8 protein-coding genes are annotated in these 10747 nt (G+C 30.4%); 7 read left to right on the top strand and 1 reads right to left on the bottom strand.

All coding sequences use genetic code 11. The annotated features are described in order from the left end of the window. Positions 1–443: 443 nt before the first annotated feature. Positions 444–1667, bottom strand: coding sequence for a hypothetical protein (locus ACFDSN_RS10370; protein WP_375239781.1), 1224 nt, complete (start codon positions 1665–1667; stop codon positions 444–446). A 189-nt stretch (positions 1668–1856) separates the two neighbouring features. Between ACFDSN_RS10370 and ACFDSN_RS10365 the strand changes: the two genes are divergently transcribed. From ACFDSN_RS10365 to ACFDSN_RS10335, 7 genes are all read left to right on the top strand, one after another. Continuing rightward, entirely contained in the window at positions 1857–4172 is a 2316-nt protein-coding gene (locus ACFDSN_RS10365; RefSeq protein WP_375239780.1) for a TonB-dependent receptor, read from the top strand. Between the two features lie 77 nt (positions 4173–4249). Beyond that, the gene (locus ACFDSN_RS10360) at positions 4250–5296 is read left to right on the top strand and encodes a hypothetical protein (protein ID WP_375239779.1); all 1047 of its coding nucleotides are present in this window, start codon (positions 4250–4252) and stop codon (positions 5294–5296) included. 5 nt (positions 5297–5301) lie between these two features. Further along, the gene (locus ACFDSN_RS10355; RefSeq protein WP_375239778.1) at positions 5302–6570 is read left to right on the top strand and encodes a cytosine permease; all 1269 of its coding nucleotides are present in this window, start codon (positions 5302–5304) and stop codon (positions 6568–6570) included. Positions 6571–6580: 10 nt separating this feature from the next. Next, entirely contained in the window at positions 6581–8020 is a 1440-nt protein-coding gene (locus tag ACFDSN_RS10350) for an aminoacyl-histidine dipeptidase (RefSeq protein ID WP_375239777.1), read from the top strand. Between the two features lie 9 nt (positions 8021–8029). Next, positions 8030–9292: a purine-cytosine permease family protein gene (locus tag ACFDSN_RS10345; RefSeq protein WP_375239776.1), complete on the top strand. Its 1263-nt coding sequence runs from the start codon at positions 8030–8032 to the stop codon at positions 9290–9292. Then, entirely contained in the window at positions 9279–10217 is a 939-nt protein-coding gene (locus ACFDSN_RS10340) for an arginase (protein ID WP_375239775.1), read from the top strand. The genes ACFDSN_RS10345 and ACFDSN_RS10340 overlap by 14 nt, the downstream gene beginning before the upstream one ends. 186 nt (positions 10218–10403) lie before the next feature. Continuing rightward, on the top strand, positions 10404–10607 hold the full coding sequence (locus tag ACFDSN_RS10335) for a helix-turn-helix domain-containing protein (RefSeq protein WP_375239774.1): 204 nt from the start codon (positions 10404–10406) through the stop codon (positions 10605–10607). The last annotated feature ends 140 nt before the right edge of the window (positions 10608–10747 follow it).

Genomic DNA, 10747 nt, shown 5'->3' with positions numbered 1-10747 from the left:
TTTAAAAAACGAGGATGGTACAATGTTTTATTCGTTGTTTCATGCTTCACTTAGGTAACCAGTAACTTAACTTTTGGAGTGTAATATAACAGTATAACCGTTATGTATTATTACAAACTGCGCACACCTTTGAGCACACCCTAAAAACCAAAAAACCCGTAAATCATTATTTATAAATGAGTTACGGGATAATTTTGTGGTACCTCCAGGAGTTTTTGGTTTTAACTCATTTTATGTGTCTTTATATAAGTCAATGAAAATCAACAGTATAATAACTAAAGCATGATACAATAGTAAAGAGAAATCAAACCAAATAACAAGGATTTAAACCTGCGGAGCAACCTCTCGAGCAACCGGTATTCTAGTTGTAACTTATTCTTGGTTATTAAATTTTTACTATTATTTACTAATTTATAATACTTTCCTTTATGAGAATAAAGCTATTACTTAATATGCGCAATAAAAACATTCCCATTTACAAGCCTGTTTTCACTATCTATTCCTGAAAATACCCCATTTAAAGTATCACTTTTTTCTTTCAAAAAATAAGTTTTAATGTATATATCAACAGAATCTAGAGCTATAATTCCAACCAATTTAAAATTAAAGTGTAAGATAGAACCTTTGTTTATTAATTGAAAATCATCATTTTCAAAATGGACATTAGAAGTAAGCGGTTTTATTTGAAAATTGTCCAAAATACTAAATTTAAGTGTTTCTGTAGTTGTTTCATTTAACTCAAAAGTTAGTTGATATTTTCCAGGAATCAAATTATAGATAGAAGCATATGGACTCTTATTAGAAATTTCCATTAAATGTTTAGGAACAATACTTGGGTTTATAATTCTACTTTTTCTAATCTCTTGTGCTATATATGCAGGTATTGAGCTGTCTTTCGATTTTGTTTCCATTTCTTCTTTAGAATCACATCTTTCAAAAATACTTTTTCCAGCAACAGTTTGAGTGTATATATCAAACGTACAATAGGTTCCAATTAAAAATTGTGTATTTGCTGGTTCATTATGACCTATATAATATATTTCACTTCCACCTTCTACTAACTTTCCATCAAGAAGTGTCTTAGTGCTTATATGTAATGTATCTTCTCTTCTAATAATATTTCCAAAACTACGATGTGCTTTAAAACTACCATCATCTTGAGGGTAGACATAAGTATGTTTTATTTTTTTAAAATTTTCTGAAATTACAGTTTGTCCTTTAAGTAGCTTATTGTCCTCTCCATAATAATAGCTTAAATAGTAAAATATTCTATTGCTTTTTTCATTATAAAGTAAAGAATTTTGTTCTTCTGTTTCTTTGTCTGTAAGTAGATTTTTATTGATAAATTCTTTAAAATTTTCATATCCGAGATATAATAAAATAATCGACTTATAGTATTTATTAAGTTTGATGATGGGTCTTCCTTTATAAGCTTGTCTTGTTTTATCGTATAAATATTTTCCATTTATAAATTCGGTTCCTATAGCTTCAAGATCTGTTTTTAAAGACGGTTTTGTCTCGTCATAATTATCATAACCATATAATTGTAATGCTTTAGGTAGTTCTTTTAATTGGTGATTCGTTAAAAATTTGGTTTGAATTTCTTTAATTAGTAACATAAAATAATTTAAAGTAACTGGTAATGATTCAACTTCAATTTGTTTCATGTATCTGTGTTTTTTTGATCACAACTAGCTTCCAACTAGATTTTTTTCAAGTATAATTAACTAGTTATGGAAGTTTTAAGTAATTCCTATTTATTTTGTAAAATTATTAAAAATATTTTTAATAATAAAAATTAATGATAATGAATAATTGTTTATCTAATTTTATATTATAACTTAAACTATATCAAAATGAAACGTATTTTATTTTTATTGATTTTCCTTCCAATAATAGGTTGGGGTCAAAGTATGAATATTTCCGGAAAGATATCTGATAAACAAGATGTGATTCCAGGAGTAAGTGTTAGTGTTAAAGGTTCAACTAAAGGAACTTCAACAGATTTCAATGGAAATTACGAGATTTTTGCCGCTAAAGGTGATGTACTTATCTTTTCATTTATTGGATATGCTAGTCAAGAAATTAAAGTAAGTGACCAAGCAATAATAAATGTTACTTTAATAGAAAGTGCTCAATCTTTAGATGAAGTTGTAATAAAAGGCTTTACAGACGTAATTGGTAAGTCAAGAAAAAGAGTATTATCAATACAAACTACGCCAGAATCTGTAACTGCGTTTAATAGTGTAGGAATAGAAAAAACAGGAATAAATAATGTGGCAAGTTTTGCAAATTTAGTACCTAATTTAAAGTTAAGTGAAACCCAAGCAGTTGGTGTAAACTCTCTGGTAATTAGAGGTATTCCACAAATAAGAAATACAGATGCACCCGTTGCTTTTGTTTTTGATGGTGTCACTATTGCTGACCCAAGTTTGTTGAATCAAGAATTGTTTGACATTGCTTTAATCGAAGTTGTTAAAGGTCCACAAGGAGCTTTATATGGAAAAAATGCAATTGGTGGTGCCATTAACATTTACTCTAAAGAGCCAACAAACTCTAATAAGAATAAATTTTCTTTAGGTTACGGAAATGGAAATGCACTAACGGCAAGTTTTATTACTTCTGGGGCATTAAAAAAAGATAAAGTATTCTATCGTTTTTCTTCACAGTATAAAAACTTCGATGGTTTATTAACGAACGAGTTTTTAAATAAAAATGTAGATTTCAGAAAAGAACTTACAGTGAGAGGACAATTAAAATTTAGAATTACACCTAAATTTAAAGCAAGTACTACTTTACAATTTATAGATTCTAAAGGTGGTGCAACATACTATTCAATAAGTCCAGAAGATGCAGCTAGTGGGTCAGGATTTACTTCGTATTTAGACCCAAATCCTGAAGCGGGAAATAATGTAATTTCTCAAGATGTTTTTGGAGAATCCGATATGAAAAACTTATACACAAATCTAAATTTAGAATATACTTCAGATAAAGTAAAACTTCAAGCTATTACTTCATACAGTAAAGTAGATCGATCTACGATTGGTGATTTAGATTTTACGAATGTTGATATTTTTAACGGAGGGTTAGATCAAGGAGAAACCAATGATACAAAGTCTTTTAACCAAGAACTACGTTTGACTAACAGAAAAACAGATACCAAATTCGATTGGAGTGTAGGTGGATTTTATCAAGATGTAGAACGTTCTTTTTATCAAAGTGATTTAACTTTTGATGATTATTGGGCAGTAACGGATTATGTTGTTAATTTTAATACAATCGCATTATTTGGTTTTTTCGATTATAAATTGACAGATAAATTGACTGCTTCTGCTGGTTTACGTTATGATATTGACAAAATAGAATTAGATGATTATTTAAATGCTCAAGAAGATGAAAAGAATAAAAATGTATTTCAACCTAAACTTTCTTTAGCATACCAAGCAACTAAAAACACATTATTATATACAAATTATGGACGTGGATATAGAAATGGCGGATTTAATCCAGTAGCTACAGATTTATTTGACCGTGGTTTTAAAGCAGAAATTTCTGAAAATTATGAACTAGGATTTAAAACTACTTCTTGGGGAAATAGATTTATATTAAATGGATCTGTATTTTATTCTGATTTTACAAACAGACAACAATTTGCAATTACAAATGACTTCTTCATTCCAGGAAACTTTAACTACGATAAAAGTACAATTACTGGATTTGAATTTGATACGAAAACAAGAGTTTCAAAATATTTAGATGTTTTGTTTAATTATGGTTTTGTGAAATCCACAATTAAAGAAGGTGGTGTTTTAGATAGTGGTAGGAATTTAAATGATTTTAATGACAAGAATACTTCATTAGTTCCTCAAAACAACTTCAATTTTGGTTTAGAATCTAACATTCCTTTAAATGAAAATTCAACTTTAGATGTAAGCGTAAATTACAACGGAACAGGTAAAATCTATTGGACAGATTCAAATGATAGTAGCTTAACTTCTGACGCTTATCAGTTATTAGATGCCAAAGCAACATTTACACACAAGAAAATAAAAGTATCTCTTTGGGCGAGAAATATTTTAGATCAGCAATATTATTTAGAATATTCAGACTTTGGTTTTGGTTGGAGAGGAACACCTGCAACAGTTGGAACAACTTTTACAGTAAACTTTTAATTATTTGGTTTAATAAATAATCATTCAAAAAGGGAATAATTGACATTCCCTTTTTTTTAAATCTAAAAAACAAAAAAATGGCAGATTATTTCTTAGAGCGAACAAAAGTCGCAAGAGTAATGATAGAAGAGATGTTTAAGGTGAAACCTGGAGAAATTATAGCGATTACCGGTGATTCAGGTTCTGATAGAGATTTTGCAGATGCCTTGGCAGCTGCAGCTCATGCTGTTGGGGGGTTGCCCTTAATAATGTGGACACCAAAAGCTTCACAAGATGGACAAGCAGGAATTAACGATTGGCCCGCAAAAGCTTTAACAGCAGCACTTTGTAAGGTAGATGTTTGGATAGAATTACAGTCTACAATAATTCTATATTCTCATATTTGGGAGACTGCAATGGCTAAAAACAAAAAATTAAGATATTTAATAATTGCAGATAGTTCTATCCAATCTTTAATGAGAACATTTGTAGGCTTTGATATTAGTACTTTAGAACAATTTCTTGTCAAAGTTAAAAAAATGGCAATGAAATCTAAACTCATTAAGATTACCAGTACAAATGGTACAAATGTATCTTATGAGACCGATTTAAATTACGCTTTTGATATAGATAGTGGCGATTACTCTAAACCGCTATTTGGTACAGCTCCAGGGTATGTTAATTTGGTGCCAAAATTAGAAAGTATGAACGGAAATATCGTTTTCGATTTATTAATGAATGCTAAAGTATATGGTACAGAAAATCATGTAGAGTTTATAATGAAAGATGGCAGAATTGATGATGTAGTTGGTGGAATTGAAGCAGAAAATTTCAAAAGATATTTAGCTTCTTTTAATGATCCAAATATGTATAAAATATCTCATAATATGTTTGGATTTAATCCAAATGTCCATAAAATGTGTGGAGAAGTAGTTGAAGATGAACGTATTTGGGGAGGTGCAGATTTTGGTTTTGGACATACAAGTCCTATGGATATGCCTCCTTTTGGACAAGTGGCTAAATCTCATTTTGATGGGATTGTTGGTAGGGTAAGTATCTTTTTAGATGCTATTCAAATTGTAGATGATGGACAAGTTTGTCATCCCGATTTAAAATCATTAGCTTACAAATTAATAGGAAACTAAGAAAAATGGAGGCCAACAAGAAGCAAGAAATAGATGATTATACAAGAACAAAAGTTCCAGAAAACAAAACGGTTCCCGGTATAAAAATCGCAGCTATTATTGTTGGTATTGGCGTAACGCTTCCCACATTTTATGTTGGAGGAGAAGTAGCGCAAGCCATCGGTTTATCAAAATCTTTATGGGTATTTATTCTTGTAAATCTTGTTTTGGGCATATTGTGTGGCATCACAGCAATCATTGGGAATAGAACACGATTATCAACCTATATGTTGTTGCATTTTTCCTTTGGAAAAAAAGGAACATTATTTGTCAATTGCTTAATAGGTATTACCCTTTTAGGGTGGTACGCTGTAACTGTTGAAGTATTTGGCGAGGCATTAACAGATTCTTTTAAACATTTATTAGGTATAAATGTACCTATTTCAATTAGTATTATTGGTGGTAGTATTTTAATGACTATAACTGCAATTTTTGGCTTTAAAATAGTAGAACGTTTCTCTGTGTTAACAGTACCATTATTGATTGTATTCTTAATTTATGTATTGTATAGTACTATTGAATCTCAAAGTTTAGAAAGTATACTAAACATTAACGGAAATGCTAGTTTGTCTATTACTGAAGCTATTTCTGCAATCGTTGGTTTGACTATTTTAACACCAGTTTTAATGCCAGATTTTTCAAGATTTGCTCGTACAGATAAGGATAGTTTAATTTCTGTTTTGGCATTAGTTATTGGTTTCCCAATTATACTTTTAGCGGGAGCAATACCAAGTTTAATGACTGGTGAAATAGATATTATGAAAATAATGATAAGTTTAAGTTTAACAATTCCAGCGTTTATTATCTTGGTTTTTTCTACTTGGACTACAAACACATCAAATTTATATTCAACACAATTAACATTGTCTACCATTTTTAGGAAACAAAAAATAGCGACACTTGGTATTATTGCAAGTGCTATTGGTACATTAATTGCCGTTATTGGAATTGCAACTCATTTTATAGATTTGTTAAGTATTTTAAGTGTTTTGATACCACCAATTTCAGCAATTTTTATAGCAGATTTCTTCTTTATAAAGAAACAAAAATATGACTTAAATGATTTTGATACACTTCCAGATTTTGGAATTTCAGCTATTATAAGTTGGATTTTAAGTTGTGTAGTAGCGTATCTAGCGAATTACAACTATATCAATTTAACTTCAATTTCGTTTTTCGATTCGTTTATTGTCGCATTTATAGCCTATTTAGTCCTAAAAAGAATCCTTAAATAAATAGTGTAATATGAGAATTAGTGCATTAAAACCCAACGGTATTTGGAAACACTTTGAAGCTATAAATGCAATTCCTAGAGCTTCTACAAAAGAGGAACAAATCATAAAATATATGATTGCTTTTGGAGAATCTTTAAACCTTGAAACAATTGTGGATGCTACTGGAAATGTGATCATAAAAAAACCAGGAACTTATGGAAGAGAAAATGATAGTGCTGTAGTTTTACAAGGTCATTTAGATATGGTACATCAAAAAACAGTGACTTCTAATTTTGATTTTGAGACACAGGGTATTGAGATGTTTATTGATAATGATTGGGTAAAAGCAAAAGAAACAACTTTAGGAGCAGATAATGGTATTGGTGTTGCAGCAATTATGGCGGTACTTTCTGCTAATAATATATCACATCCTCCAATAGAAGGGTTGTTTACCATTGACGAAGAAATGGGAATGACAGGAGCTATGGCATTAACAAAAAATCAATTAAAAGGAAAAATTCTTTTAAATTTAGATTCTGAAGAAGATGACGAAATTACTATTGGTTGTGCAGGTGGAGTAGATGTTGAAATTACTGGAAACTACAATCTAGAAATAGTAAATAACGATTTTCAATACTATGAAATTAGTGTTTCTGGGTTGTCTGGAGGACATTCTGGTGTAGATATTCATTTAAATCTAGGAAATGCAATCAGAATTTTTGCTAATTATGTACTAGAATTAAAAAATAAAGTTGATGTTAAAGTTTGTGAGATTTTAGCAGGAACATTAACAAATGTAATACCAAGAGATCTAAATAGTACCATTGCCATTAGAAAAACTGATTTCACCGATTTTGAAAAATGTAATGAAAATATTATTTCAAATATTAAAACGAAACATCAAACAACTGATAAAAACCTAAATATAAAATGTTCGCCTGTTAAAGGGATATTTTCTGTTGTAGATGAAATTTTTTTAAAACAACTTTTAAAAGGAATTCAAACGATGCCAAATGGTGTTTTTTCTATGACTGAAGGTCTAGATGATTTAGTACAAACATCCAACAGTATTGCAAAGATAAAATTACAAAATGGGACATTTAGCATTGCTTGCCATACAAGAAGTTCTGTTGATGCAGAACGTGATGTGGTTGTTCAAAAAATAAGAGAGAGCTTTCCAAATGGTAAAACCGAAGAAATAGGGCCTTATCCTGGTTGGGAACCAAACCCTAAAAGCAAACTACTTAGCGTTGCAAAAAAATGCTATCAAGAAATTAATGGAGTTGCCCCAGCAGTAAAATCAATTCATGCAGGGTTAGAATGTGGTATCATTTCAGAAATGTATCCAAATATGGAAATGATTTCTTTTGGACCAAATATATTAGGAGCACATTCACCTGAAGAACGTTTACAAATAAGCTCTACACAAAAATTCTGGAAATTTTTAACGATACTTTTAAAAGAGTTATAACCATAAATTATGGCTGAAGACAATCAATATACTACTACTAAAGTACAACCAAAAGACTTTACTTCTGGTTGGCTTATCGCTGTATTAATTGCAGGAACAGGATTAACATTACCTATTTTGTTTTTAGGATCCGAAATTGCGCTAGCAGTTGGTTTTAAAAAAGCTTTATGGGCTTTTGGTGTTTCTACTATAATACTTACGTTAATGTGTATGGCAACCACAATAATTGGAAATAGATCTCGATTATCAACCTATATGATTATGCATTTTAGCTTTGGAATACAAGGAGCTAAAATTATGAATGCAATTTTTGGAATCACTTTATTGGGTTGGTTTTCAGTATCTTTAGAATTATTAGCCATAGCTGTAAAAGATACTGCATTTCAAACTTTGCAAATCAATCTAGTAGCATGGCCAATTATTATAACTGTGAGCGCATTAATTATTATTACTACTATTTTCGGAATCAAAAGTTTGGAAAGACTGGCAAATTACGCGGTGCCTATATTAACATTTTTTTTAGGATATGTAGTTTGTAAGGCCATTGCTGAAACTACTTTTCAGGAGATTCTCAATTTTGTACCAAAAACTCCAACGATGACCCTTTTTGAAGCTGTTTCTATTTTAGTTGGTTCTTCTATATTATTCCCTGTGTTAATGGCAGATTTCTCCCGTTTTATTTATAATGACAAACATAGTTTAATTGCTGTTTTAGGCATCACTATTGGATTTCCACTAACTTTGTTATTTAGTGCAATTCCTTCAATTCAATCGGGACAAGTAGACATTATTAAAGTGATGGAAAGCTTAGATTTAGTACTACCAGCTTTTATCCTTTTGTTTGTTTCTTCCTGGGTAGGTAATGCCTCAAACTTATATTCTGCCATTTTAACATTTTCAACCATAAAAAAAGATTGGACGTTTAAAAAAATAGCAATATTCACAGGAGCTATAGGTACAATTGTAGCCTTATTTGGTTTCTCTAATTACCTTTTCGATTTTTTAAGTTTTTTAGGGATTTTCGCGCCTTCAATTTCTGCGATATATATCATCAACTTTTTTTGGGTGAGAAAGCAAAATTATAATTTGAATGAAATTAAAGAATGGGAATCATTCGCTTTAATTAGTTGGGGTATAAGCTCAGTTATTACTGTTTTTACATATTTAGAAGTGTTTCAGTTGACACAGGCTTACTTTTTAGATTCTTTTCTGTTAGGAGGTAGTATCTATTTATTTTTAAAGCGAAAAGAAATTAGAAATGAAAAACATTAGAATAATCAAAAATCGTTCTGACATCGGTGCAGGAACAAGAGGTGCAGATATGGGAATTGATGCAATGGAAATTGCAGCCATAAATTTAGAAAATAGTTTTTTTAATACATGGCCATCAGTAGATGTGAAAACACATAATGAAACCATTTACAATAAAGTAAATCACTCTTTTGCAAAACGAATTGGTTTTGTCGTTGAACAATGTACGCGGGTTTCAAATACAGTGCAAGAAGCACTATCAAATAACGAATTTCCTTTGGTATTATCTGGCGACCATTCCTCAGCTTTAGGAACTATTTCAGGAGTAAAAGCGGCAAACCCAAGGGCGAAATTGGGAGTTATTTGGATAGACGCACATGCAGATTTACACTCTCCTTATACATCGCCATCTGGTAATATACATGGAATGCCGTTAGCAGCAGGGTTGCAAGAAGATAACATCAAGATGAAAATAAATGAGTTAGATGCCGCTACATTTAACTCGTGGAATAAACTCAAAAATATTGGTACAAATAAGCCAAAATTTCTACCAGACCATTTAATTTTCTTTGGGGTTAGAGATACAGAAACACCAGAAGATTTTTTGATTGAAAACAAAGGCATAAAAAACTATACGGTTTCAGAAATTAGGTTTAGAGGACTTATTAAATGTGTTCAAGAAGCAATTCATAGACTACAAGATTGTGATGCTATTTATATCACCTTTGATGTGGATAGTTTAGATTGTGATTTTGTTTCAAGAGGCACAGGAACTCCTGTTTCATTTGGTTTTAATCCAATTGAAGTGAAAAGTATAATTACTGAATTTCTAAAAACTGAAAAAGTGGTGTGTATCGAGTTTACAGAGATTAATCCTTTACTAGACAATAAAGGAAATCTGATGGCAGAAACTGCTTTCGATATTTTAAATTATTGTTTTGAATGATTTTCTTTATTATTCAAAGGAGAATTTCAATAATTAAGAAATTTATAGTTAGATGAAAAGTTAAAAACTATTATAATGTTTTGTCTTCTATCGCTTCCAAGTACCTCCATATGTATAGTTAGGATTATCTTTTTTGACGTCCCTTAGACACTCTTTACAGACAAACATCCAATCCGTCAACGATCGATGGGAAACCTTTTAAACAGGTTGTCTATTACTGGTGAAGACACCGAATATTTAACCCGAAATGAAGTCTCTAAGGTGTTAAATGTAACGGTTCAAACATTGAATAACTGGAGAAGAGAAGGGGTCTTAAATCCACTAAAAATTGGAGGTAGGGTGTTGTATAGAAAAGAAGATGTTTATAATAACTCACGTTTGGTTGCGTGAGTTGTTAACTGAATTTATTAAAATATAATAAAACTATAATTTTTTCAAAATACTAAAACCAACAGAAAATATTACATTTTAAATTTTAATGTATTGTTCATTTCTTGTGGACTTTTCCCTGTAAATTTTTTAAAGTTATT

Origin of the sequence: Aurantibacter sp. (assembly GCF_042094015.1) — a bacterium.
Classification (GTDB): domain Bacteria; phylum Bacteroidota; class Bacteroidia; order Flavobacteriales; family Flavobacteriaceae; genus Aurantibacter.
This window is presented reverse-complemented; position numbering and strand designations above follow the sequence as displayed.

Excerpts from the sequence above, each read along its gene's own strand:
- ACFDSN_RS10370 (WP_375239781.1), bottom strand. The coding sequence starts at position 1,667 with ATGAAACAAATTGAAGTTGAATCATTACCAGTTACTTTAAATTATTTT.
- ACFDSN_RS10365 (WP_375239780.1), top strand. The coding sequence starts at position 1,857 with ATGAAACGTATTTTATTTTTATTGATTTTCCTTCCAATAATAGGTTGG.
- ACFDSN_RS10360 (WP_375239779.1), top strand. The coding sequence starts at position 4,250 with ATGGCAGATTATTTCTTAGAGCGAACAAAAGTCGCAAGAGTAATGATA.
- ACFDSN_RS10355 (WP_375239778.1), top strand. The coding sequence starts at position 5,302 with ATGGAGGCCAACAAGAAGCAAGAAATAGATGATTATACAAGAACAAAA.
- ACFDSN_RS10340 (WP_375239775.1), top strand. The coding sequence starts at position 9,279 with ATGAAAAACATTAGAATAATCAAAAATCGTTCTGACATCGGTGCAGGA.
- ACFDSN_RS10335 (WP_375239774.1), top strand. The coding sequence starts at position 10,404 with ATGGGAAACCTTTTAAACAGGTTGTCTATTACTGGTGAAGACACCGAA.
- ACFDSN_RS10350 (WP_375239777.1), top strand. The coding sequence starts at position 6,581 with ATGAGAATTAGTGCATTAAAACCCAACGGTATTTGGAAACACTTTGAA.
- ACFDSN_RS10345 (WP_375239776.1), top strand. The coding sequence starts at position 8,030 with ATGGCTGAAGACAATCAATATACTACTACTAAAGTACAACCAAAAGAC.